18 protein-coding genes and 1 pseudogene are annotated in these 24023 nt (G+C 63.8%); 8 read left to right on the top strand and 11 right to left on the bottom strand.

All coding sequences use genetic code 11. The features are described from left to right. Nucleotide 1: 1 nt before the first annotated feature. Nucleotides 2–811 carry an OmpA family protein gene (locus tag ACQ4WL_RS14615; RefSeq protein ID WP_436510390.1) on the top strand — a complete coding sequence of 270 codons (810 nt, stop codon included), beginning with the start codon at nt 2–4 and terminating at the stop codon, nt 809–811. Nucleotides 812–859: 48 nt separating this feature from the next. Next, nucleotides 860–1897 (top strand): type VI secretion system protein TssA, encoded by a 1038-nt coding sequence (gene tssA, locus ACQ4WL_RS14610; RefSeq protein ID WP_436510389.1) that lies wholly within the window; start codon nt 860–862, stop codon nt 1895–1897. A 13-nt stretch (nt 1898–1910) separates the two neighbouring features. Here the strand turns inward: tssA and tssH are convergent, their stop codons facing one another. From tssH to ACQ4WL_RS14570, 8 genes are all read right to left on the bottom strand, one after another. Further along, on the bottom strand, nt 1911–4568 hold the full coding sequence (tssH, locus tag ACQ4WL_RS14605; protein WP_436510388.1) for a type VI secretion system ATPase TssH: 2658 nt from the start codon (nt 4566–4568) through the stop codon (nt 1911–1913). Between the two features lie 53 nt (nt 4569–4621). Next, complete coding sequence (gene tssG, locus ACQ4WL_RS14600; protein WP_436510387.1) at nt 4622–5707, bottom strand: type VI secretion system baseplate subunit TssG; 1086 nt, start codon at nt 5705–5707, stop codon at nt 4622–4624. Continuing rightward, complete coding sequence (gene tssF / locus ACQ4WL_RS14595; protein WP_436510386.1) at nt 5671–7515, bottom strand: type VI secretion system baseplate subunit TssF; 1845 nt, start codon at nt 7513–7515, stop codon at nt 5671–5673. The genes tssG and tssF overlap by 37 nt, the downstream gene beginning before the upstream one ends. A 2-nt stretch (nt 7516–7517) precedes the next feature. Then, nucleotides 7518–8009 carry a type VI secretion system baseplate subunit TssE gene (gene tssE, locus ACQ4WL_RS14590; RefSeq protein WP_058047868.1) on the bottom strand — a complete coding sequence of 164 codons (492 nt, stop codon included), beginning with the start codon at nt 8007–8009 and terminating at the stop codon, nt 7518–7520. 95 nt (nt 8010–8104) lie between these two features. Continuing rightward, nucleotides 8105–8596: an Hcp family type VI secretion system effector gene (locus tag ACQ4WL_RS14585; RefSeq protein WP_035817450.1), complete on the bottom strand. Its 492-nt coding sequence runs from the start codon at nt 8594–8596 to the stop codon at nt 8105–8107. A 33-nt stretch (nt 8597–8629) separates the two neighbouring features. Beyond that, on the bottom strand, nt 8630–10114 hold the full coding sequence (gene tssC / locus ACQ4WL_RS14580) for a type VI secretion system contractile sheath large subunit (protein WP_436510385.1): 1485 nt from the start codon (nt 10112–10114) through the stop codon (nt 8630–8632). A gap of 1 nt (nt 10115) precedes the next feature. Continuing rightward, nucleotides 10116–10625: a type VI secretion system contractile sheath small subunit gene (gene tssB, locus ACQ4WL_RS14575; RefSeq protein ID WP_058047866.1), complete on the bottom strand. Its 510-nt coding sequence runs from the start codon at nt 10623–10625 to the stop codon at nt 10116–10118. 73 nt (nt 10626–10698) lie between these two features. Further along, nucleotides 10699–11274 (bottom strand): hypothetical protein, encoded by a 576-nt coding sequence (locus ACQ4WL_RS14570; protein ID WP_436510384.1) that lies wholly within the window; start codon nt 11272–11274, stop codon nt 10699–10701. Between the two features lie 289 nt (nt 11275–11563). On the opposite strand from ACQ4WL_RS14570, the gene tssK reads away from it, so the two are divergent. The 6 genes and pseudogenes from tssK (at nt 11564) to ACQ4WL_RS14540 (ending at nt 19068) form a co-directional block, all read left to right on the top strand. Then, nucleotides 11564–12910 carry a type VI secretion system baseplate subunit TssK gene (tssK, locus tag ACQ4WL_RS14565; protein WP_436510383.1) on the top strand — a complete coding sequence of 449 codons (1347 nt, stop codon included), beginning with the start codon at nt 11564–11566 and terminating at the stop codon, nt 12908–12910. Between the two features lie 9 nt (nt 12911–12919). After that, a complete protein-coding gene (icmH, locus tag ACQ4WL_RS14560; protein ID WP_436510382.1) occupies nt 12920–13702 on the top strand; it encodes a type IVB secretion system protein IcmH/DotU in 783 nt (260 codons plus the stop codon). Further along, nucleotides 13702–16342: pseudogene (locus tag ACQ4WL_RS14555) on the top strand (type VI secretion system Vgr family protein); the annotation flags it as partial. The gene icmH and the pseudogene ACQ4WL_RS14555, both read left to right, overlap by 1 nt. A 1189-nt stretch (nt 16343–17531) precedes the next feature. Then, the gene (locus ACQ4WL_RS14550; protein WP_436510381.1) at nt 17532–18002 is read left to right on the top strand and encodes a hypothetical protein; all 471 of its coding nucleotides are present in this window, start codon (nt 17532–17534) and stop codon (nt 18000–18002) included. Nucleotides 18003–18402: 400 nt separating this feature from the next. After that, nucleotides 18403–18690: a transposase gene (locus ACQ4WL_RS14545; protein ID WP_436510380.1), complete on the top strand. Its 288-nt coding sequence runs from the start codon at nt 18403–18405 to the stop codon at nt 18688–18690. Nucleotides 18691–18693: 3 nt separating this feature from the next. Continuing rightward, on the top strand, nt 18694–19068 hold the full coding sequence (locus ACQ4WL_RS14540; protein ID WP_099759810.1) for a hypothetical protein: 375 nt from the start codon (nt 18694–18696) through the stop codon (nt 19066–19068). A gap of 55 nt (nt 19069–19123) precedes the next feature. On the opposite strand, the gene ACQ4WL_RS14535 is transcribed toward ACQ4WL_RS14540, so the two are convergent. The 3 genes from ACQ4WL_RS14535 to ACQ4WL_RS14525 all read right to left on the bottom strand — a co-directional run bounded on the left by ACQ4WL_RS14535 (nt 19124) and on the right by ACQ4WL_RS14525 (nt 23993). After that, nucleotides 19124–20035: an alpha/beta hydrolase gene (locus ACQ4WL_RS14535; RefSeq protein WP_099759811.1), complete on the bottom strand. Its 912-nt coding sequence runs from the start codon at nt 20033–20035 to the stop codon at nt 19124–19126. Between the two features lie 9 nt (nt 20036–20044). Further along, nucleotides 20045–22234 (bottom strand): TonB-dependent siderophore receptor, encoded by a 2190-nt coding sequence (locus tag ACQ4WL_RS14530; protein WP_099759812.1) that lies wholly within the window; start codon nt 22232–22234, stop codon nt 20045–20047. A gap of 232 nt (nt 22235–22466) precedes the next feature. After that, complete coding sequence (locus ACQ4WL_RS14525) at nt 22467–23993, bottom strand: PepSY domain-containing protein (RefSeq protein WP_306595331.1); 1527 nt, start codon at nt 23991–23993, stop codon at nt 22467–22469. Nucleotides 23994–24023 lie beyond the last annotated feature (30 nt).

The following is a 24023-nucleotide window of genomic DNA, read 5'->3' as shown; positions in this document are numbered from 1 at the left end:
CATGCATATCCGCCTTGCCATCCTTCTCGGCCTCGCATGCGCGCTGGCCAGCGCCAATGCGCAAAACGCCGCCGCGCCGGCGGCTGCTGTCTCGGTACCGGCCGCCGCCACGCCGCAACCGGGCCAGGTACTCGCCAGCGGCACGGTGCCGGACGAAGCGGCCAAGGCGGCGGTGCTGGTGCGCCTGCGCGAACTGTATGGCGCCGACAAGGTGGTCGACCAGATCGCCGTCGGCCAGGTCGCGCAGCCGGCAAACTGGAACGCCTATGTGCAAAAGCTGCTGACGGCGGACCTCAAGCAGATCCGCCGCGGCCAGCTGAAGATCGAAGGCAGCGTGGTCAGCGTGCGCGGCGAAGTGGCCAACGAGGCGCAGCGGCAAAAGATCGCCAGCGACTTCGCCACCAGCCTCAATCCCACGTACACCGTCAACAACGGCTTGCGCGTGTCCGCCTCCGACCAGAACATCCTCGACGGCACGCTGGCCAACCGCAGCATCGAATTCGAGAGCGGCAAAACCACGCTGACGCCGTCGGGCCGCGCCATACTCGACGAAATGAGCGCGGCGCTGCACAAGCTGGCGGGCCGCAAGGTGGACATCATCGGCCACACCGACAACCTGGGACTGCGCGCCAGCAACCAGAACCTGAGCCAGGCGCGCGCCGAGGCGGTCAAGAGCTACCTGGCCGGCAAGGGCATCGACGCCGACCTGCTCAGCGCTTCCGGACAAGGCCCGGACCGTCCCATCGCCAGCAATGACAGCGCCGATGGCCGCGCGCGCAACCGCCGCATCGAATTTCGCATGGTCCAGTAAGGCCGCGCCGCCCCGAGCAAACCATCCGCCCCACTGCCGAGAACACACATGATTTCAGCCGACCAGCTATTACTTCCCATCAACGCCGAACAGCCATGCGGCGTCGACCTGTCCTTCTCCACCGACTTCGACGCCATCGGCCAGGCGCGCAAGTTCGACGACCCCACGCTCGATCAGGGCGAGTGGGTCACTGAACTGAAGGAAGCCGACTGGGCCTTCGTGCTGCAGCGCTGCGCCGCCCTGCTGGGCGAAAAGAGCAAGGACTTGCGGCTCGCCGCCTGGCTGGCCGAAGCTTGCGCCAGGCAAGACCATTTGCGCGGACTGGGCGAAGGCTATCGGCTGCTGGCGGGCCTAATGCGCCAGTACTGGGACCTGGGCCTGTACCCGCAGCCCGACGGGGACGACCACGAGCAGCGCATCGGCAACCTGAGCTGGATACTGGCGCGCACGCCATCGCTCGTGCGCGCCATGGCGCTGACGGACAAGCAGTCGGGCGGCTGGTCGACGATCGACTTCGAGACGGCGCGCAAGCGGGCCGCCAGCAACCAGGACGGCGTCAACGGCACCAGGCTGGTAGACATGGAGGCGGCGCGGCGCGGCACGTCGGCGCAGTTTCGCACCGCTTTTGCGGCCGACGCGCAGTTCTGCCTGAACGCGCTGGCCGAGCTGGAACAGGCCGCCGATACCCGCCTGGGCAAGGACAGCCCGGGCTTTTCCATGGCGCGCGAAGCGCTGCAGGCGATGCAGCTCGCCCTGCCGGTCGCGGCCGCGGCCAGCCCTGCCGCCAGCGTCGCGGCTGCGGCTGTGCCCGCTGGCAGCCAAGCGGCGGGGGCCGCCGCGCCGGCGCTGCCGCCGGCGCCGCCCGGCGAGCTGCACAGCCGCGCCCAGGCGCTGGCGCAGCTACGCCAGGTAGCGCAGTACTTCCGCCAAACGGAGCCGCACAGCCCCGTTTCGTACTTCGCCGACAAGGCCGCCAATGCAGGCGAGCAGAACCTGCACGAATGGCTGCGCGGCGTGGTCAAGGACGGCGCCTCGCTGGCCCACATCGAGGAACTGCTGGGCATCGCGCCCGGCAGCGGCCACTGACCCGGTTTGGCGCCTATTTGATCGTATACCGGAACTGCCCCTGCTTGCCGGCACTGGCCTTGATACGGCTGATGCCCTGCCCTTCCGCCATGCGCGCCAGCACAGCTTCGGCGATCTCCGGCAGCAGGCTGCCATTGAGGATATTGTCGACATTGCGCGCGCCCGAATCGACTTCGGTGCAGCGCGCCAGTACCGCCTCGACCAGCGCCTCGTCGTAGATAAACTCTGCCTGGTGATTGGCGGCGATGCGGGCGGCGATGCGGCCCAGCTTCAGGCCGATGATACGGGCCAGCACGTCGTCGCCGAGCGGATAATAGGGAATCACCTTCAGGCGCCCCAGGAACGCGGGCTTGAAGACCTTCAGCAGTTGCGGGCGGATGGCCAGCTCGAGCTGCTCCGGCGTCGGCAGCTGCTCTTGCGGCAAGTTCAGGCACGCCTGCATCATGGTGGCCGACGCCACGTTCGAGGTCAGGATGATGATGGTATTTTTAAAATCGATCTCGCGCCCCTCGGCATCGTCCATCACGCCCTTGTCGAAGACCTGGAAGAACAGCTCCATGACATCGGGATGCGCCTTTTCCACCTCGTCGAGCAGCAGCACGCTGTACGGATTGCGGCGCACCGCCTCGGTCAGCACGCCGCCTTCGCCATAGCCGACATAGCCGGGCGGCGAACCCTTCAGCCCCGACACGCTGTGGGCTTCCTGGTATTCGCTCATGTTGATGGAAATGAGCTTGCGTTCGCCGCCGTACAGCACGTCGGCCAGCGCCAGCGCCGTTTCCGTCTTGCCGATGCCGGACGGGCCGACGAACAAGAACACGCCCTTCGGCTTGTCCGGGTCGTCCAGGTTGGCGCGCGCCGTGCGCACGCGCTGCGCCACCGCCTCGATCGCGTGGGGCTGGCCCAGCACGCGCTCCTGCAGCAAATCCTTCAGCCGCAGCACCGTTTTGAGTTCATCCTTGACCATCTTGCCCAGCGGGATGCCGGTCCAGCCGGCAACGATTTCCGCCACCACGTGGCCGTCGACCTGCACCGGCACCAGCGGCGTCTCGCCCTGCAGCGACGCCAGTTCGGCCTGCAGCGCCAGCAGCTCGCGTCCCTGGCCCGCGTCGGACGGCGTGCCGTCCTCGAGCTGGCGGCGGATCGCCTGGATCTGTTCCGACAGCGCCTTTTCGCTGTCCCAGCGGGCGGCCAGCTGCGCGTGCTCCTGCGTGGCGGCGTCGCGTTCGGCGTCAAGCCGCTGCAGCCGCGCGCCATGGCGCGCGCCGCCGCTCTCCTCGCGCGCCAGGGCCGATGCTTCCGCATCGATGCGCTCGCGCCGGCGCGCCACGCTGTCGAGCAGGGCCGGCGTGGCGCTCTGTCCCAGTGCCACTCTGGCGCAGGCCGTATCGAGCACGCTGATGGCCTTGTCCGGCAGCTGGCGGCCAGCGATGTAGCGGTGCGACAGGCGCACGGCCTCGGTGATCGCCTCGTCGAAGATGCGCACCTTGAAATGCTGCTCCATCAGCGGCGCCATGCCGCGCAACATGGCGCACGCCAGTTCTTCGCTCGGTTCCTCGATCTTGACGACCTGGAAGCGGCGCGCCAGCGCGGCATCCTTTTCAAAATATTTTTTGTATTCGCCCCAGGTGGTGGCGGCGATGGTGCGCAGCTCGCCGCGCGCCAGCGCCGGCTTCAGCAGGTTGGCCGCATCGTTCTGGCCGGCGCTGCCGCCGGCGCCTATCATCGTGTGCGCCTCGTCGATGAAGAGGACGATGGCGTGCGCGCTCTTGCCCACTTCGGCGATGACGTTTTTCAGGCGGTTCTCGAACTCGCCCTTGACGCTGGCGCCGGCCTGCAGCAAGCCCATGTCCAGCGTGTGGATCTCCACGCCCTGCAGGATGTCGGGCACGTCGCCCTGCACGATGCGCAGCGCCAGACCCTCGACCACGGCCGTCTTGCCGACCCCGGCTTCGCCCGTCAGGATGGGATTATTCTGGCGCCGCCGCATCAGGATGTCGATCGCCTGGCGGATTTCCATGTCGCGCCCGATCACGGGATCGACCTTGCCGGCGCGCGCGCGTGCCGTCAGGTTGACGGTGAACTGGTCCAGTGCCGGTGTTTTCGACGCCGCCGCGCCGGCCAATTCCCCCACGGGATCGCCGCCGGCATCGCTCGCTTCCTCCTGCCCTGCGGCCGCCACGCCCGCCTCCTGCGAGCCCTCGGTCAGCTTGTCGAGCCCGTGCTTGATCTCGTCGAGCTTGAATTCGTGGAACAGCGCCGAGCCCCGGTAGGCCAGCTGCGCCAGTTCCGGCTCGGTCAGCAGCGCCTGCAGCAGGTGAGCGCTGCGGATGCTCACCTGCCGCCCGGCCCGCAAATCAAGCGAAGCGATCAGCCAGGCATGCTCGAACAGCTTCGGCAGGCGCACGGAAAACACGGGCGTGCGCGCGTTGCCCGTCTGCAGGCGCGCCACTTCGGCGCGCAAATCGGCTTCCAGCATGCTCACGCTGACGCCGCTCCTGCGGGCAATCAGCACGAAATCGCTGCGCGGCTGCTCCAGCAACGCCAGGAAGACGTGCTCGAGGTCGACTTCATACTGCCCCAGGCCGACACAAAGGCTGGCCGCGCGCGTGGCGGCCGTACGGCAGGTGTCGTTCAACTTGCTGATCAATGTTTTCAGGTTGATGCTCATGGGGCGGCGGTCCTTGTCGGGTGATGGTTGGCGAAATCGGTGAAGTGGCGCGCTCAAGCCAGCGCATGCAGTTCATAGCGGACATCGGCGCGGTCGCGCGCCTCGCCGCCGGTGATCAAAAAACTGTCCCAACCCAGCCGCCCGCCGCTGCGCGGCACTGCCAGCGTAATGCCCTGCACGTCGGCGGCGCGCAGCACCAGCTGCACTTCGTATTCCAGGGTCAAGCCGGTGAACATGGCGAGCATCTTCTCAAGCGCGAGGGCGGCCGCGCCGCCCGGCAGGAATGCGTCGAAGTGACAGCGGGCCAGCGGGCCGATGGTCAGCCGCAGGCGCAGGTCGCGCTGCCACACGCGCGCGCCGACCATGGCGGTCGCGCCCAGCAAGGCGTTGCTGCCGCCCAGCGTGCTTTGCTGCTCGCGCGGCACGTCGTACCAGCAGCCGACAAACTGGCTGACGGCGATGCGCTGGCCGAAATACTCGGACAGCACCTGGCCGATCAGCACGGCAGACGGCGGCCGGTGGCGCATGGCGGCGGCGAAAAAACCCACCGATTCGTCGAGCACGCCGGCGCCGTCCCCGGCCAGGCGCTGGCGCAGCGAGGCGTTGCCCAGTCCCGCCAGCGACAGCAGCAGCGGCAGGAACTGGTCCTTGCCGTCGAGCTGGTATTTGAGCTCGAGCCGGTACTTGCGCCACGCTTCATAGAACAGGGCCAGCGCACGGTTCGAAAACGTGTCGAGGAAGGCGCGCGGCCCCTCGTCCTTTTCATACAGCTGGTGCGTGGCGATGCGTTCCGTATAGTGCAGCGGCAGCGCGCCGGCGACGCCGAGAAAGCCCATGAAGGCCGGCGTGACGCGCACGTATTTCAGCTGCCCGCCGCGCAGCGCCGCGCCCAGGGCGCTGGGGTCCGTCGCCAGTTCGCGCGGTTCGGGCGCCAGCGCTTCAAGCTGGCTGGGGGCGAAGTCGAGCGAGATGGAATTCTGGAAGCGCAGGAAACTGGCCACCGCATCGTCGTGCGGCAAGCCATTGCGCCTGAGCCACAGCTCGAGCATGCGCACCGCCTGGAAGTACTGGAAGCGGCAAGGCTGGGCAAACAGGCGCTCGATTACACTAGGCTCGAATCGCCGCTGCGTGGTTTGCATCGCCACAGCTCCTCTCCTGATTTTTTTGCCAGCACCACCAGCTGCGTGAAGCTGTTCGCATGCACATACAAGCCCAGGAAGCACTCGACCACGTGCGCAAAGGCGTGGATGCCGCTGCCGACGAAGGCCTCTTCGTCTATCGTCAGCCGCACTTCGACGCCGCGCACCAGGCAGGCGAAGGGATTGCCCGGCAGCCAAGCATTGACGGCCTGGTGGGCGATGGCGGTGACGCCGCGGATTTGCCGCTGCGAAGTGGCCGAGCGCGGCAAGTCGTACAGGGTCAGCATTTCCTGGAACGCTTCCAGGCCGCTGCCGGCCAGCGACAGGTGATTCAGCGACAGATGCGAAATCAGACGCCAGTGGGCGCCACGTCCCCGTTCGAAACGGTGCGACTCGCTGGGTTTGCGCAGCAGGCTGATGCTGCGCACGCTGGAGCCGCCTTCGAGGAACAGGTCGCCGCCGTGCAAGCCGTAGGTCAGCTGCGCCGGCAAGTCGCGGTTGGTGCAGCTCAACTCCAGGCTGAGCGTGTCCGTTTCCACGGCGGCCGGGTCGAAATCGATGTCGACGATCGAGATCTGCGTTTCATAGCCGGGACTCTTGCCGGCGATGATCTCGTCGCGCCGCATGACCCAGTAGTGGCCATCCCTGGCCGGCGACTCGCCATGGCGCAGCGAATAGAACGGACGGAATTCCACCACGGATTCGCCCTGCGGCGTCTGCCGCACCAGTTTGACCGAATCGATGGACTGCACCTCGAACGCATAGGCGCGGCGCGCATCGGCCAGCACGGGATAACTGGCGGCCGTATGCGTGAGGCGGATAGGCTCGCCGCGCTGGCGGAACAGGTTGACCACCGGCGTGCAGCCCAGCAGGAGGTTATGCGTGTTCATCGTCCCCAGCAGGCGCGCCGTATTCGAATCGGTGCGCAGGCCGCTCAGCGCCAGGTGCAAGGTGATGCGGCGGCAGCCGGCCGGCAGCGCGGCGCACAGCGCGCCCAGGTCAATGTCGAAAAAATTGAATTTCTCTGGAAAGCAGAAATACTCGGTCAGCAGCCGGTAGGCCGGATGCGAGCGGGCGGAAAACGGGATCAGCGCATCGTCCTCGGCAAAGCCGGCGCTGCGCACGGGATTGCCGTCGAGCGGGACCCAGCTGCCGCTGCCGTCCGCCTCGGCGTAGGCTTTCACGGTGCGCATGAACAGGGCGTCGCGCAGCGCCGCGCAAAACGAGGGCTGGCCATCGATGAACACGCGCAGCGAGGCCAGTCCCAGCTGGTCCAGCGCCAGCTGGGCGGCGCTCGACTCGATGGTGATGCGCACGCCCGAGGTGGCATTCGCCGGCAGCAGCACCTGTTCCGGCGCCTCGATGATGGCGCAAAACGCCGCATGCGTGAGCGCCAGCGGCGCCACCGTCACGGGATAGGCCGTGCGGAAGGTGCAGGCCACGCCTTTCACGGGACGCGTCGTCAGCTCCGTGCCGCGGGCGATTTCGGCAGGCGCCGTCAGCTGCGCCGCCGCCGCGCCGCAATCCATGCGTGCGATCGAGCACGAGGGAAACGGCCGCAGGTAATGCGGGTACAGCACTTCGAACAGCGCTTCGGTAAACTCGGGATAATCGTCGTCTATGCGCTTCGAGATGCGCGAATTGAGCAGCGCGAACGACTGGATCATGCGCTCGATGTGCGGGTCCTCGCACACCTCGCCGCCCATCAGCAGGCGGCCGGCGATCTTCGGGTAGCGCTCGGAAAACTCGCGTGAATAGCGGCGCAGGAAACCCAGTTCGCGCTCGTAGTAGGGCAGCAATTCTTCCAAGGTCAGGCTCCCGTGGACGCGGCGCGGCGCCCTTTGCTGATCGTGTAATGCAGGCTGGAAGGCTGCAGGATGGCGTCGAAGCTGACCGGTTCGTGCGCCGCATGCACCACCAGCAGCGCACTGATGGCGAAATTGAGGCGGTTGATCGAGCCTTCCTCGATTTCCAGCGATGCGCGTACCTGGCGCAAGCGCGGCTCGTGGCGGGCGATGGCCTTTTCCAGGCACTGGCAGATATGGGCGCGGTCGTCCGTGCTCGACAGGCTAAGCCCGGCGAAATCGTTCAAGCCGTACGTGATGATCGACTTGCCGCACTCGGGAAAGGGTTTGAGCAGCGCCTCGGGCAGCACGGCGCGCGTGTTGAGCAGCGCTTCGAGATCGCGCGCCACGGTGTCTTTCAAATCCTCGAGCGAGAGGCGCGAGACGGTGCCGCTGGACGCGCCGTGCACGGGCGTATCCATCAGGCGGTCGAACAGGCCAGGCGTAAAACCTTTCATGAGCTTCCCGTTTCATGGATGGCGTGGACACCGCTGCCGGCGGCCAGGAAAGCCAGCGGCGGCAGCGCGCCGCTGGCGTACGCGGTCGGGTACGATCAGGCCGTCTTGTTGGCCGACAGGTCCCAGCCGCCAGAGGTGTTACCGCCCGAACCGCCGCCCACTTTTTGCTGGGTGTACTTCCACTTGACCTTCGAATACTTGAGCGCCAGGTCTTCGCCGAGAATGTCGCCTGCGGCCACCGATGGCGCCACGCTGCTGATCATCACGTTTTCCAGTTCGATTTCGAAGTACTTGATGCGTTCGCCCTGGCCATCGGCGCGCAGGAACTCGAGCTTGGCTTTCGGGATGGTCTTGCCCGAGGAGCAAGTTTGCAGCAGCAAGGGGCTGGCGAGATCGGCCATCTTGGCGATGACGATATCCTTGTGCTCGGTACGTTCGGCGGTATGGCCGCCGCCCGTCGAGGCGGTCGCCGATTTGGGTTGCAGCACTTGCCACTGGACCGACTTGCATTCGATCCAATCCTTGTGGCTGTTATCCGTGGATTCGCCCTTGATGCCATCAATTTGCAAGTATACGTCGATTGCCATGTTATTCCTTTCAATAGTGTAAAGAAAAATACATTACGATTTGGTCGACTGCGGAAGCTCCGCGACCAAACGGAGTGAAACGGACAATTCGTCCAGCTGGAAATGCGGACGCAAAAAGGACACGGCGCGGTACACGCCGGGCCGGCCCGGCACTTCCGACACCTGCACCGAAGCTTCGCGCAGCGGAAACTGGGCTTTCTGTTCCTGGCTGGCGTTATCGTCGAGCAGCACATACTGCGTCAGCCAGCGGTTGAGGAAATCTTCCACGTTGGAGGCGGCGGCAAAGCTGCCGATCTTGTCGCGCATCATGGCCTTCATGTAATGGGCGATGCGCGAGACGGCAAAGATGTATTGCAGCTGCGCCGACAGCACGGCGTTCGCGTTGGCGGCGTCCGAATTGTATTTTTTCGCCTTCTGTGCCGACTGGGCGCCGAAAAACGCGGCATAGTCCGTGTTCTTGCAGTGCACGAGCGAGATGAAGCCCAGGTCGCTCAATTCCTTTTCGCGGCGGTCCGTGATGGCGATCTCGGTCGGGCATTTCAGCGCAACCTCGCCCTCGTCGGTCTTGAAGGTATGCGTCGGCAAGTCTTCCACCAGGCCGCCCCCCTCGACGCCGCGGATCGCCGCACACCAGCCGTAATCCTCGAAGGCGGCCGTCAGCTTGGTGCCGAAAGCGTAGGCGGCATTGCACCACAGGTATTTCTGGTGATCGGTGCCGTCCACGTCCTCGACAAAATTGAAGCCGTCGACGGTAGCGCCATCGAGCGGATTGAACGGCAGCCGGCCCAGGAAGCGGGGCAAGGTCAGGCCCACGTAGCGCGCGTCTTCCGATTCGCGCAAGGATTTCCACTTCGCATACTCGACCGTATCGAATACCTTGGCCAGGTCGCGCGGCTTGCCCAGGTCGCTGTAGCTTTCCAGGCCAAACAGTTCCGGCGACGCGGACGAGATGAACGGCGCGTGCGCGGCGGCGGCCACATGCGACATCTGTTCGATGAAATACATATCTTCCGGCTGGCGGCTGAATTCGAAGTCGCCCAACAAGGTGCCGAACGGCGCGCCGCCAAAGGTGCCGAATTCCTCTTCGTAGACCTTCTTGAACATGGTCGACTGGTCGAACTCCAGCGCGCTCTGGAAATCCTTGACCAGTTCGCGCTTGGTCGCGTTCATCAGCTTGATTTTCAGGTTCGTGCCGGTGGCCGTGTTCTTCACCAGGTAATGCAGGCCCGTCCAGCTGCTTTCCAGCTTCTGGAATTCGGGCGCGTGCATGATGGCGCTGAGCTGCGCGGAAATGAGCTGGTCCAGTTCGGCCACGCGGGCATCGATGGTGGCGGCCAGGTTGTTCGACACCACCACCGTGCCATCCATGACCTGGCTGACCAGTTCGGAAATGAGATCCTTGGCGCGGGCGTGTTCGACGCTGGACTTGGCCACCTTGCTCTGCTCGACGATCTGGTCGAGCAAGTCGATTTCGGCGGCGCCGGCAGCGCTCAATGCGGGGGTCAGTTGTGCGGACATATCAATCTTTCCTGACGTGGGAATGTTGTTCCAGCTGGGCCAGTTTTTCCGTGCTGTTGAGTACATCATTCAGGATGTCTTCCAGCTTGTCGTTGCCGGCCAGCTTGTTGCGCAAGTCGGCCAGCTTGGTGCGCGCCTCGAGCAGCTTGCGCAGCGGCTCGACCTGCTCGACCACCGCTTCCGGGCGGAAATCGGCGATCGAGCGGAATTTCAGCTCGACGCCGAACTGGCCGCCACCGGCACCCAGTTCATTGGGCACGCGGTAGGTGGCGCGCGGCTCAATGCCCTTCATCACTTCATCGAAATTGTCGCGGTCGATATCGACGAACTTGCGGTCCTTCAGGCGCTTCTGCTCGAGTTCCGAATTGCCGCCGAAATCGCCCACCACGCCCACCACGAAGGGCAGCTCCTTGTTTTCGATGGCGTCGCCGATCTCGACGTCATAGGTCATCTGCACGCGTGGCGGGCGTACCTTTTGCAAGCGCTTCTGCACACTATCTTTTTTCGACATGACATCCCCTTCCCAAATGTTGGCGGCATCGGCGATGCGCCTGTTGAACTGTGGCGTACCTGTGCCTGGCTGGCTACTTCAGGGCATTGAATGGATTGGCGCTGCCCTCATCGGCGGCGCGCTTGCTTGGCTGCTTGCGCGCTTGGCGCACGGGCGGCTTGTCCGGCGGCGGCACCAGCACGGTTTCGCCGAGGCTCTCGCGCAGCAGCTTGGCCAGGTCCTGCGATTCCGCGCGCAGCGGGCCGGACAGGTTGTTCTGGCGGCTCAGGTCAGCCAGCGCCCGCGTCGACAGGCGCAGTCCGCTGATGGCGATCACGCTGTTGGCCAGCTTGTCGGCAGGATCGCGCACCAGCACTTCCTGGGCATTGAGGATGGCTTCGCCATACTGGCCCGCATCGTAGCGGCTTTGCGCCATGCGCACCCAGGGCTGCTTGTCGGCGGGCGCGGCGGCGGCGGCCTCCTGCCACAGCGCCAGCGCCGCCGCCTTGTTGCCCGTGTCCACCGCCTGCGTGGCCTTGGCCATCAGCTCCTCGAGCGTCGGCGGCGCCACGACGGTTGGCGGTTTGGCCACCGGCGCCGTAGCGCAGGCGCTGAGGGCAAAAGCACAGGTGATAACTGCGAGAGTGCGTAGCGAAACCGAGCGTGTCATGTTGAGCGTTCCTTCAAAAAAGAAGACCGATTTGACGACTGAAAAGTTGCTTTTTATAGTTGCTAATTATTTATTTTTCGGAGCGTAGCATGATTTGAAAATTTATTGCGTTCAATAGAAAATACGCGAAAACTCACACTACTGAGGCTAAAAACGTACTGTACGCACCATTCCTCAAGATAATGTTAAGGTTCTTGCAGTTGCGAAAAAAGCACCAAGTTGCGCGATGCGAAGCATGTTTTTCAGTCGCCGCCGCGCGCCTCACTGTGTCTGGCATAGAGGGCAATTCATGAGCATGGCAAACAAATTGTTATGGGGCGAAGGCCTGTTCCTGCGGCCCCAGCATTTCCAGCAGCAAGACCAGTACCACGAACAGCGCCTGCACGAGAGCGTCAAGGCGCTGCACCCGTATGCGTGGGGGGTGAACCAGCTGCAGATCGACCGCGATGCGCTGGCCAACAACAGCTTGCGCCTGCTGGAATTGTCGCTGGTCTTCCAGGACGGCGAAATCTACAATGCGGCCGGAGGCGATGAACTGCCCGATGCGCTCGACCTGGGCAACTTGCCGTCGTCGCTGCAATCGGTGACCTTCCACGCCGCCTTGCCGGCCTTCAAGCCATTCGGCGGCAACTTCGCCGCCAGCGGCCAGCCCAACAACGCGGCGCGCTACGCCCAGGCCAATCTCAGCACGCCGGACCTGTACACCCAGGCCGCGCAGGCCGAACTGACCTACCTGAAAAAAAACCTGCGCCTGGTGGCCGATTCCGAACCGCGCGATTCCTACGTCAGCTTCCCCCTGCTGCGCCTGCGGCGCCTGTCGACGGGCGGCTTCGAGCAGGATCCGGCCTTCGTGCCCCCCAGCCTGTCCGTCCGCAGCGCGCCCCTGCTGTTCCTGCAATTGCGCCGCCTGATCGACGCGCTGCAGGCCAAGGTCAATGCGCTGTACGGGCATCACCGCGAGCCGAGCAAGAGCGTGATCGAATTCCGCTCCGGCGACATGTCCTCGTTCTGGCTGCTGCATACGGCCAGCGCGGCCTACGCCTCGCTCAGCCATTATTTCCATCACCCGGCGCTGCATCCGGAGCGGCTGTACGAACAGTTGCTGGCCCTGGCGGGCGGCTTGATGACATTTTCAAGAAGCCATGCGCTGGCCGACCTGCCGCCGTACCGGCATGCCGATCCTGGCCCGCCGTTCGCCCAGCTGCACGCCATGATCCGCGAATTGCTCGACACCGTGATCTCGTCGAAATACTTCGCCATCGCGCTGACGGAAACCAAGCCGTCCTACCACCACGGCAAGCTGGACTCGGAAAAGATCGATGCCAAGACGGCGTTCTACCTGGGCGTGTCCGCCGACATGGCCGGCGTGGAACTGGTCGACGTGGTGCCGCTGCGCTTCAAGGTGGGCGCGCCGGACGACGTGGAAAAGTTCGTCCTGTCCGCCCTGCCCGGGGTGCGCCTGCAGCACGCGCCGCAGGTGCCGGCCGCCGTGCCGGTGCGCCCCGACATGTTTTACTTCACCATCGAGGCCAAGGGCCAGATGTACGAACGCATGCTGCAGTCGCAGTCGCTGCTGGTCTATGTCCCTTCCGGCATGCGTGAGCTGAAACTCGAACTTGTCGCCGTCACTTCCTGAGGTCCAACGATGCATTCCAGCGCTCCTCCTTCCCTGATGTCCGGCGGCCAGGCCGCCTATGCCTCCAGCATGGCTGCCGGTCCCGGCACGGCACACACCTTGATGGACTTGATGTACGACGGTTTTTACGCCCTGTTCATGCTGAAGAACGGCAGCGGGCCGCAAGACAATGCCGATTTCATCAGCAAGATGACGCACTTCCTCGATGAATTCAGCCGCGGCGCGAAAAAACAGGGCGCGTCGGCGGACGATATCGACGCCGCGAAATATGCGTTCTGCGCGGCCGTCGATGAAATCATCCTGCGCTCGCCCTACAGCATCCGCGACGAATGGGCGCGGCGGCCGTTGCAACTGGTGCTGTTCGGCGACCAGCTGGCCGGCGAAAACTTCTTCATCCGCCTGGAAGCGCTGCGCGCGCGCGGCAGCGCGCACCTGCAGGCGCTCGAGGTATTCCACATGTGCCTGCTGCTGGGTTTCCAGGGCCGCTACATCCTGGAAGGCCCGGAAAAACTCAACTACCTGACGGCGCGCCTGGGCGACGAAATCGCCCAGATGAAGGGCAAGAAAACCAGCTTTGCCCCGCATGCGGAGCGGCCCGACCAGATCATCCACAAGCTGCGCAACAACGTGCCGCCATGGGTGCTGTGTTCGGTGTTCGCCCTGATCTGCGCGCTGGGCTATCTGGGACTGCGCACCATGTTGGCCAAGCAGACGGAAGCGCAAATCAATGCCTACAACGACATCGTCAAGCTGGCGCCGCGCGTGGCTAACCTGAGCATTACCCTGCCGTGATGGGGGGCGCACAACAAGCTCCTGCGGCCACGGGCCAGTTCGGCACCGGCCTGAGCCAGCATGCGCGGCTCATCACCCTGGCCACGGCGCAGCAGTCCGGGCAGCCGGAATCGCTGATGGCGGAACAGTTCGAGGGCCGCGAGGCCGTCAATGAACTGTTCCGCTTCGAGGTCGATGCCCTGAGCACCGCGGCCAGCCTGGACCTGTCCGCCTTCATCGGCGAGGAAATGACGCTGTGCCTGCTTCAGCCCGACGGCAGCCAGCGCACCTGGCACGGCATCTGCACCGATTGCGCCTGGCTGGGCGCCGACGGCGGCGTGGCGCGCTACCGGCTGCGCCTCGAGCCGGCCCTGGCCCTGCTGCAGCTGCGCCGCGACAGCTATATTTTTCAGGACAAGCATGCGCGCGACATCATCACCGAGCTGCTGGCCGACTACCCGCAGCTGCGCTTCGAATTCGACGTCAGCCAGGCGCTGGCCATGCGCGCCATCTGTACCCAGTACCGCGAAAGCGACTTCGCATTCTTCGCGCGCCTGCTGGCCGCCGAAGGCCTGAGCTGGCGTTTCGAGCACGACCAACCCGGCGGCACGCAGGAAGGCGGCGACGGCCAGGCGCAGGCCAGGCACAAACTGGTGATCTTCGACAGCAAGGCCACGGCGCCGCAGACGCCGGGCGGCGCCGACATGCGCTTTCACGGCGTGCGCGCCACCGATACGGACGACGCCATCGACCGCTTCGGCGCGCGCCGCCAGCTGCAGTCGAATGCCGTCAGCATCAGCAGCTGGCACCCGGAGCAGGTGACGGCGCCCGCCGCCGAGCAGGTTTCCAGCCTGGAGGCCGGGCAATTGCCGCAGCTGGCCGTGTATGACGGCGCCGGCGAGCGCCTGCATGCCGACCGCGCGGCGGCCGGGGCGCACAACGAGCGCATGCTGCAAGCTCTGGAACTGGACAACAAGCAGTTCGACGGCGCCGGCGCCGTGCGCCGCCTGGCCGCCGGCCACGCCATGCGCCTGCTGCAGCACGAGCAGCATGCCGATGGCGCCAACGCATTCACCGTGCTGTGGGCCGAGCACCAGGCGCGCAACAATACGGGACCGGCCGGCGCCGGCCCGGGCGGCATGCTGTCGCAGCTGGCCAGGACGGCCGGCCTGGGCGGCGTGGCCGACTGGATCGCCGGCCAGATCGAACCGGGCACCTACCGCAACCGCTTCGGCTGCGTGCGCGCCAGCGTGGCCATCGTGCCGCGCGCCACCGCCGCGCGCGCACCGGCCGTGGCGCTGGGTCCGCAGACCGCGCTGGTGGTGGGCCTGGCCGACAGCGTGGCCACCACGGGCCGCGACCATCAGGTGCGCATCCAGTTTGCCTGGCAGCGCGGCAGCGCCGCCAATCCGGGCGGCCTGGCGCACAACACCGACCAGCAGGGCAACGCGCCCGGCAACGAGGCGTCCGGCGCGTGGGTGCGTGTGGCCGAAGCGCTGGCCGGCCCGAACTGGGGCTCGCAATTCACGCCGCGCCTGGGCACGGAAGTGCTGGTCGACTTCATCGAAGGCGACATGGACCGCCCGCTCGTCGTCGCCCAGCTCTACACGGGCAGCGACACGCCGCCGTATGCGGCTGGCGAGGATTCGGGCATCAACCATGCGGGTGTCCTGTCGGGCATGCACAGCCACAATTTCGACGGCGCCGGCTACAACCAGTGGGTACTCGACGATACCCAGGGCCAGCTGCGCACCCGGCTCGCTTCGAGCAGCGCCGCCACCGAGCTCAATCTGGGCTACCTGGTACAGCAAGACGCCACCACGGCGCAACGGGGCCGCTACCGTGGCAGCGGCTTTGAATTGCGCACCGATGCCTGGGCCATGCTGCGCGCCGGCGAAGGCATGCTGATCTCGACCACGGCGCGCGCGCGCCAGGGCGCCGGCGTGGCGTCGAGCCAGCTCGACACCAAGGAAGCGCTGGCCCTGCTGCGCGGCGCCTGTGAACTGAGCAAGACAGTGGCGACGTCGGCTAGCCAGCAAAAAGCCCTCGTCAGCAAGGATGCGAACCAGGCGCAGCTGGACATGGCGGCGCAGATCGACCCGCAGCAGGATGGCAAGTACCAGGCCGCGGTCGGCGGCCAGGACGCCAGCAAGGCGGGCAGCGGCACGCGCGCGCCCGATACGGCGCAACCCGTGGAACGCTACGCCCAACCGCTCGTGCTGATGGAGTCGCCCAGCAGCATCAACTGGGCCACGCCCGCTTCGACCGTGCTGTTCGCGGGCCAGCAGCTGCACTGGACGGCGCAGGCCGACCTGCACATGACGGCCGGCCAGACGGTCGCCTCGGTGGCGGCCAACGCGGCCACGCTGTTCAGCCAGGAAGGCGGCATCAAGGCTGTCGCGGGCAACGGCCCCGTCTCGCTCGAAGCGCATACCGACCAGCTGGAAATCCTCGCCGATCAAGCCGTCACGGTGATCTCCGTGAGCGACAGCATCGATATCAAGGCCAACCAGAAGATCGTCCTGCAGGCGGGACAATCGTCGATCACGCTCGAGGGCGGCGACATCACCTTCCGCTGCCCGGGCCATTTTACGGTCAAGGGCGGGCAGCATGTCTTCAACGGCGGCGCCAGCGCCGCCGCCGGCCTGCCGCCGCTGCCCGACAGCCGCCTGAAACTGTTCGACGAAGGCTTCGTGCTGAAAGACCGCGACACGGGCGAACTGATGCCGCGCCAGCCATACCGCATCAAGCGCGCCGATGGCAGTATCGAAACGGGCATGACGGACGCCAGGGGCTTGACCCACGTCGTGGCCGCCGCCGCCGTCGAAGCGCTGGTGATCGAACTGCTCAAATCGCCAGGCCAGTCGCCCGAGACGCCGGACAGCCCTGCCCCCGCGCCTGCGCCCGGCACGACGGCCAAGGCGCCGCCCAAGCCCGAACCGAAATTCAAGGAAACGGGTACGTCGAGCACCAGTCCCGTCGACAACAAGCAGCGCAAGGAAGTGCTGATCAAGCGCCCCGCCTGCTGGATCGCCGACTATGAAAAGGAGATCGACGTCTCCAGCGTGCCGCGCTACAACAACACCTTCGGTGCCAATGGCGCGCCGCATAACTATTTCGACACCGTGCGCTACAAGATCTACGTGCCCGTCAAGTCGAATACCAGCATCATCGCCGAATTGCGCATCAAGGCGATCACGGTGCTCGATGCGGCCGACCAGGCGCTGGAAGAGCGCGAGCGGGGCACCCCGCAGGCGGCGACCAGGGTCAAGCAGCGCGCCGCCGCCATCAAGTACGTCAAGGGCATCGCCACCGCGGGCCTGGAAGCGCACTGGAACAATAAATTTCAAATGGAAATCCGCGATCCCGAATGCGGCACGCGCATCCTGCCCATCGTTTACCGCATCGTCTACGTGGAAAGCAACGAGCACTACCTCATGCAGATCCACAAGCGCTACGATCGCGAGGGCGTGACGGGTACCGTGATCGACGTTTCCCCCTCCACCAACGGCCAGGTGCATGCCCATGAGTTCGGCCACTGCTATGGCATTCCCGACGAATACTCGTATGTCGAAGGGGACGATGAAACCGTCAAGTACATGAAGCCGGACGGCACCTGGGACGCGCCCGTGTCGGCGCTGTCGGACGACGAGGAACCCGAAGAGCGGCTGGCCAATATCATGAACTCGGTCGGCTCCACGATTGTCTATCACCGCCACGCCTGGCAAATCGCCATCGAAGTGCAAGAATTGCTGCGCGCGGAAATAGGACGGAAAATCAAATGCGATATCATCCTCATCCGCTCCTAGCCGCACTGCTTGCAGTGTCCCTCCACCTTACAGGAAACGCCATGCCGAACGACGTGCTCTCCGTCAGCGCCCATTGCCTCGACAATCCCGCCTGCATTTTCACCGGCAGCGACATGCGCATCGAGGTCGTCATCAAAAATACCGGCAGCGCGGCCGTCGGCTATCCGCTCGACTACATCCAGCAACGCGGCCCCAACCTGCGCCTGATCGACAATGCCAGCGAGCGCAGCCAAGTCCTGAAGACGGGCCTGGCGGACCATGCGCTCAAGCGCGCCTTCACCACCATCGCGCCGGGGCAGTCGGTGGCGCTGCAAACCATCATCAAGCATACGGAACTGCTGCTGTTCCGCAAGGAATTCGTCGATGTGACGGCCGAAATCGGCGTCTCGGCGGGGATACGGAGCGGGGCCGGCGCTGGTTCTGACGCTGGCGAGGAAACGCTGCCGTTCAAGGGCGGGACGAGCTTGAAAATTATTGGCAGGGATACCCTGGAGCGGGAGGCGAAGAGGTGATGCTGGCCGTCTGGGTGAGGCTGGCTATGCTGGCTGTGGGAGGCGATGCGTAGGCGCTGGCCGCTACGGCTTGAGATGAGGGGACGGCGTTGGCCGCTGCGCGGTCAACGTGCCGCGCAGCGCGGTGGTTGGGCGAGTCGAATAGCCTCGCGCCCCTTAGGGCGCTCCGTCTTCGAATCCCACCGTCCCGTCCAGACAAACAAAAAAGCCTCCCGCAGGGGAGGCTTTTTTGTTTGATTCTGGCGGAGACGGTGTCCGTAGAACATCCCTATGAAATGCGACTCACTTTTGAGCGCTACCCCCCTGTCTACCCCCCCCCACACAATTACTGGATTGAGAGGTCGCTAAGTGTTTAGTTTCGTGCGATCATATTTCTCGTCATTCAGACACGACCTTAGCCATGCCAATGTCCCAACCTCTGCGCGATCCCGGTGCCAATGCGTACGGATCAGATAACGTCTACCGCGTGACGCGCCCCCTACACCTCAAATTTCCCGGCGCCCTCTACCACGTTACTTCGCGCGGAGACCGGCGTGGCACCATTTACCGGGACGATACCGATCGCCTTGACTGGCAAGAGGTACTAGCCCTGGTCTGCGAGCGGTACCATTTTGTCGTGCACAGTTTCTGCCAGATGAGTAATCATGATCATCTGCTCGTTGAAACGGCGGAAGCGAATCTGTCATAGGGCATGCGCCAGTTGAATGGCGTTTATGCCCAGCATTTCAATCGGCGCCACAAGCTTGTCGGGCATGTATTGCAAGGCCGCTATCAAGCCATCTTGGTGCCGCAAGAAAATTATCTGTTGGAATTGGCCCGCTACATCGTCTTGAATCCAGTCCGGGCGCACATGGTGGCATCACCCGACGACCGGTACTGGAGCAGCCCTCACTACGTTTTGGACAAAGCAGTGCCTCCATGCTGGTTGGCGGGTGTGGCGGTTGAGAACCGACGGGCCATCAGTCGATTAAAAGACTTCCGTGCTGTCGCCATACGCTTCAAAAAACGCGGGCATAACTTTCTCGCCGCCGTGTCGGTGGCAACAATGATGCTACGGCTCCAGTGAAGAGAGTCAGACACGTCCTAGTCGAAAAATCCCTATCGCAGCAATGCAGCCTTGATCATATGAGACCGCGAGACTGCATCCACCATGCCAACTCGTCGAACCAGTGGTCACTTGTCGTGCCTTTCTGCTTGAGGTCGAACCCATGACCGCCACGCTCGTAGACGTGGAGTTCGGCTGCTGCTCCCGCCTGCCGCCAGGCAGCGTAGAGCTGTACGGCATCGTTAGGCTGATACTCGTCATCGGCCGCGGCGGCGATGAAGGCCGCTGGTGCATCAACAGGAACAGGCGTTCGTAACCCGCCGTACAGCAAAGCGACGAAGTCAGGTCTCGAAGCCTTTTCTCCAATGGCAAGATCCGCGGCGAGATATGCTCCAGCGGAAAATCCGATAAAACCGACCCGCTTGGGGTCGATGCACCATTCTGGCGCGCGCTGTCGCACGATCCTCATGGCGCGCGCGCCATCCTCCACCGCGTGTTGCTCACCGGCAAAGCGCGGTAGCTCGATAGGAACTCCGCTCTTAGCCCGCGCCATGACTACTTCCATCTCCTTCATATGAACTTCGGGCAGTTGCATCGCATCAGGAACACTTCGGATCGTACGGTATTTGAGCACAAAGGCGGTGACGCCACGCTGCACCAGCAGACGCGCAACCGCGGTGCCTTCGGCCTCGTAACCCAGCCCAACAAAACCGCCGCCTGGAGCGACAATCATGGCTGTGCCATTCGCTTGGCCCGGCGCGGGACGGAACAGTTCAAGCGTGGGCTCACTGACGTTGCGGATCATGGTGTCGCCTGTTTTATCCAGATGCTCTCGGATTTCTGGTACGCCGAGCGAGACGGTTGTGCCTTCGGGATAGAGCGGGATAATCAACCCATCGTCTGTCGATATCTGTGCAGTAACTGTCGACGAAAGCAGTATCGCTGCGATACATAGGCTGATTCTTCTGATGTGGTGCTTCGTAAGCATTGTCGGCTTTCAGAACTTGGTTTTGAGGATGATGAATGCAGAACGTGGCTGAGCCGGCATCACGAGCGGGTTTCCGAAATACTGGTAGGTATCAAATGAGCGTCGCCCAGCCAGATTAACAACGGACGCCTGTATCGTAAATCGTCCGAAGTCATAGGCTGCCTGGGCGTCGATCATTGCGTAACCGGGTACACTCAGCGTGTTAGGAAGCGTAAGCTGACGGGCGCCGAGCGCGGTTACGCCTGCGCCGAACGACAAGCCTTTGGCCGCTCCGCTAAGGATGCGGTAGTGCGCAGCGATGCGCCCACTATTGCGAGGCACGCGGGTCAATTCGCTGCCGACAGGAATCGCATTATCTGCCGTAACCCTGGTGTTCGTGTGGGCATAATTGGCGAGCAACGAGAACGCCGGCGTGGGTTCCCAGATCAGGTCTGCTTCAACACCGCGTGCCCGTTGCTGGCCAGTCTGGATATTGAACCCAAGATTGTTCGGATCCGCCGTGGCGACATTGTCGCGGGTCTGGTTGAAGACCGCGATAGTGCCCGACAAGCCGGCTGTCGGTAACGCCAGCTTTATGCCGCCATCGACGTTACGCGAGGTCTCAGGCTTGGGCACAGCCACGCCAACGAAGCCAAATGCCGCGCGAAAGGCCGTCGCATAGCCCGCAAAGAGCGCGACACCGGGAGCGACATCAAAGGTCGCCCCGACCTTGGGCGAAACGCGGTGGTAGGTGTCCTCATTCGCCACCCCGATATTGCTGACTTCCTCGAATTTGAGCTGCGTATAGCGCAACGCGCCTGTCACGTGCAGCCTGCCGTAGGTCGCCTGATCCTGCAGATAAAAAGCTATCGTCCGATAATGGTCGGTCTGGAGGGAGTTGACCGGTAACTGCGGTGTGTAGACGACGTCATAGACCGGCTTGGCAAGGTCGATGCTGCCCTCTGGCGTGTTACTGACGAATAGTCCCATATTGCTGGAGAAACGAGTCCAGTCATAGTTAGCACCTACGAGAAAAGTATGCATTCCCCCTAGTATCTCGGCCTTTGCCAGCAAGTTGGCGTCGAATGTCGCCTCCTTCGTATCGGTGATCATGGTAATGGGGAGGATCGGATAGATGGTGGGCGTGGCCGGATCTGGCGGCATCATATCGGGATCGACAAAGCTGCCATACTGCCGGATCGCGCTATTGTAATAGCGGCCACTGACAGTCAGTTTGACATTGTCGGAGAAGATACGGCGCAGCGTCGCCTGCCCCATCCGATTGTCGTTCGTGGTCAGTGGCTGTGCAACCGGCGATCCAGGAAATGCGTTGCGGTCGATCTGCCCCGCCAGTGCCTGCCCAGCAGGAAGGCCCGAGTATTCCAGTTGGCTGCGGTGATTGGCCTGGGCCTGAAGCAGAAGATCAGTCCGGGGATCGATCTGGAACGACAGACTGGGCTGCACAGACCAGCGTCGACCATGGACCTTATCTATCCAGCTTTGGTTGCTCTGGTATTCGGCCGCGACCCTGGCCGCTATCCCTGGCGCTAGAGGCACGTTGAGATCGCCATAAGGCCCCCAAGTGGAGAAACTGCCAGCACGCATCGCCAGGAAGCCGCCGAGCTTGTCGTTCGGGCGCACAGATTCAATATTGATGATGCCGCCCAGCGGCGTACCCAGACCGCCGCCGTAGAGCGTGGCGCTAGGCCCCTTGAGTACGTCAATTCGTTCCACGCCCACCAGGCTGGTGGGATCGAACGCCTGCTGGTTGCCAGCGTAAATCGGCAAGCCATCCAGATAGACCTCGGCGGGAAAGCCACGTACGAGCGGCGGGATCAATAGCTGCTCCTCGGATCGCGTGGGGACAACGCCGGAAACATTGACCAGTGCCTCGCCCAGAGTGCGCCGGTCCTGTTCCTCGATCAGCGAGCGGGTCAGTACTTGCACCGACTGCGGCACCTCGATTAGTGGTGTATCGGTGCGAGTAGCGGCCGCTGCGGTAGGTACGGTGTAACGCTCGCGCCTCGCAGTTACAACAACTTGTTTAATCGTCCAGCTTGATGCACCCTCTTTTTGATCGGACGGCGTGTCCGTCTGGTTGGCCGCTGCATACGGAACGGGAGAAAGATCCGCGACCGGCACAATTGCGGCTTGCGCGTGGAGGTCAAAGCTGGTGGCATAGGCCGCAGCAACGCAGATGCACAGATAAGTTTTTTTCATGAGATGCCTGATTCAAGTCGTTTTTGCGCCAGGATGGCGTGGAAAAAAATTGAGAGCTAACCTTGGTTTAGCGCGCTAAAGATAGGGGCCGTCGCCTGTTCTCGTGCGTGGAACCGTCACTGGGTGCAGCCCATCGAGCCGCTCATGTGAAGCCGGCCATTGCTGGCCTGGTCCCGTGCATACACGGCGATGGTCTGATAACGATCGTTCTAGGTGAAGCCCGGAGGGTCACTCATGCCATCCTCCTTTCCTTGTGCCGCACCTTGTCGCGCAGCCAGATACGCAGGCGACGCAAGCCAATCACGACGCCGGTGACGCTCAGGGCCAGGCCCCCCATGCTCAACAGGATCAGGACCGCGTCGCGCCATGGCCCCGTGCGCAACAACGGCGGCAGATCCCAGCTGTGCAGGAAACTGAACAGCCAGCGGCTCACACGCTGCGACCGGTCCAGCGCCAGCGCCACGTCGCCCGTGTAGGGGTCGATATAGGCCCAATTTCCATGAGGATCGAGGAACTGCACGCACAACACGGGCAGGCGCCGCTCCGCAGCGCCCATCATGGCCTCGGGCTGGCGCCCATAATAATAAGCATCGTATTGCCCAAGCCAGGCATGGCCCGCTCCGATACCAGGCAGTAGCTTGCTGGCTGCGTGCAGCAATGCCTCTGCCCCCCACTGTTCCCGCACCTGCACGTTGCTGCCACTGTTCACGATCAGGCGCGTGCGCGCCGCCGCATCGCGCGCCAGCAGATAGGGCTGCCCGTCGAGTACGCGCCACTCAAGCTCGCTGGCATGAAATCCCTCTGCCTCCAGCATGTACAGTGCCCGTTGCGGTTCCAGCGCAAGGCGAGCTGTCGCCGGCGTGCCGCCGCGATAGGCTGCCAGGTCCGGCCGCTCGCCCTTGGCGTCGAAGATGCGGAAGGGATTCATGGACATCAGCCCGCTGAAGATCCAGGTACACACGATGGCCGCAAAGAGCAGTCCGATGATGTGGTGCCAATGCATATAGGATTCGCGATACGGTGACCTTGCGCCGGACTTGTAGCGTTGTGTAAAACGCCAGCGCCAGATACCCACCAACGAACCCGACAGCGCCGTCACGGTAGCGATAGCTGAAAGTATGATCACCGTCCAGCTCCATAGCGGATCAGTGGAGCGCTCGCGCAAGGGATACACCCAATGCAGCCAGGCGCCAACGAAATTCCACAGGCGCTGGGTACGCGGCGCATCGATCACGACCTCTCCCGTGACGGACGACAGATACAACAGCGTATCGTCGGCATCATCCATTCGTACCATGTGCAATGGTCGATGCGGATCCAGTCCGCGTGAATGCGTCCAGCGATCTTCGCGTACCTTGCCCAGATAAGCTGCCTTGGCGCCGGGCAGGAAAGCCTGCGCCGCAGCCAGCGCTTCAGCAGGGCCGGCAAGGCCGGCAGGTGTGCCGCTGCGCGCATCAAACAACTGAAAGTGGCCGCGGTCGTCCCGCACGCGATACACAGGGCTGCCGCCTACCGACGTCAGGACCAGATCGCGCACGCCGGCCGGCGCGGCCAGTTGTTCAAGTATTTTGTCCGGGCTGATGCAGCATGTCGCCGGCTGCAGCGCCGGCATGTTGACCAGACGTTCCCAGGGCGTCAACTTGGGATAGCCGACAAACAGCATCACCATGCCACTGATAAACCACAATGCCATCAGGACGCAGGCAAACACACCCGTCCAGCGGTGCAGCTGGTAAGAAAAACGCTTGGCGGCAGACATCACGGCGGACATCCTATAGCGTTGTACAAC

The sequence above is a fragment of the Janthinobacterium kochi genome, from assembly GCF_051380715.1.
Taxonomy (GTDB): domain Bacteria; phylum Pseudomonadota; class Gammaproteobacteria; order Burkholderiales; family Burkholderiaceae_D; genus Janthinobacterium.
Note: the sequence above shows the minus strand (reverse complement) of the source record. Positions and strands in the feature narration are given on the sequence as shown.

What these genes read in the sequence shown, in the direction of transcription:
- ACQ4WL_RS14615 (WP_436510390.1), top strand. Translation starts at nt 2, where the DNA reads ATGCATATCCGCCTTGCCATCCTTCTCGGCCTCGCATGCGCGCTGGCC.
- ACQ4WL_RS14585 (WP_035817450.1), bottom strand. Translation starts at nt 8,596, where the DNA reads ATGGCAATCGACGTATACTTGCAAATTGATGGCATCAAGGGCGAATCC.
- ACQ4WL_RS14570 (WP_436510384.1), bottom strand. Translation starts at nt 11,274, where the DNA reads ATGACACGCTCGGTTTCGCTACGCACTCTCGCAGTTATCACCTGTGCT.
- ACQ4WL_RS14535 (WP_099759811.1), bottom strand. Translation starts at nt 20,035, where the DNA reads ATGCTTACGAAGCACCACATCAGAAGAATCAGCCTATGTATCGCAGCG.
- tssE (WP_058047868.1), bottom strand. Translation starts at nt 8,009, where the DNA reads ATGAAAGGTTTTACGCCTGGCCTGTTCGACCGCCTGATGGATACGCCC.
- tssK (WP_436510383.1), top strand. Translation starts at nt 11,564, where the DNA reads ATGAGCATGGCAAACAAATTGTTATGGGGCGAAGGCCTGTTCCTGCGG.
- tssB (WP_058047866.1), bottom strand. Translation starts at nt 10,625, where the DNA reads ATGTCGAAAAAAGATAGTGTGCAGAAGCGCTTGCAAAAGGTACGCCCG.
- ACQ4WL_RS14525 (WP_306595331.1), bottom strand. Translation starts at nt 23,993, where the DNA reads ATGTCTGCCGCCAAGCGTTTTTCTTACCAGCTGCACCGCTGGACGGGT.
- tssG (WP_436510387.1), bottom strand. Translation starts at nt 5,707, where the DNA reads ATGCAAACCACGCAGCGGCGATTCGAGCCTAGTGTAATCGAGCGCCTG.
- ACQ4WL_RS14550 (WP_436510381.1), top strand. Translation starts at nt 17,532, where the DNA reads ATGCCGAACGACGTGCTCTCCGTCAGCGCCCATTGCCTCGACAATCCC.
- tssA (WP_436510389.1), top strand. Translation starts at nt 860, where the DNA reads ATGATTTCAGCCGACCAGCTATTACTTCCCATCAACGCCGAACAGCCA.
- tssC (WP_436510385.1), bottom strand. Translation starts at nt 10,114, where the DNA reads ATGTCCGCACAACTGACCCCCGCATTGAGCGCTGCCGGCGCCGCCGAA.
- icmH (WP_436510382.1), top strand. Translation starts at nt 12,920, where the DNA reads ATGCATTCCAGCGCTCCTCCTTCCCTGATGTCCGGCGGCCAGGCCGCC.
- ACQ4WL_RS14530 (WP_099759812.1), bottom strand. Translation starts at nt 22,234, where the DNA reads ATGAAAAAAACTTATCTGTGCATCTGCGTTGCTGCGGCCTATGCCACC.
- ACQ4WL_RS14540 (WP_099759810.1), top strand. Translation starts at nt 18,694, where the DNA reads ATGCGCCAGTTGAATGGCGTTTATGCCCAGCATTTCAATCGGCGCCAC.
- tssH (WP_436510388.1), bottom strand. Translation starts at nt 4,568, where the DNA reads ATGAGCATCAACCTGAAAACATTGATCAGCAAGTTGAACGACACCTGC.
- ACQ4WL_RS14545 (WP_436510380.1), top strand. Translation starts at nt 18,403, where the DNA reads ATGCCAATGTCCCAACCTCTGCGCGATCCCGGTGCCAATGCGTACGGA.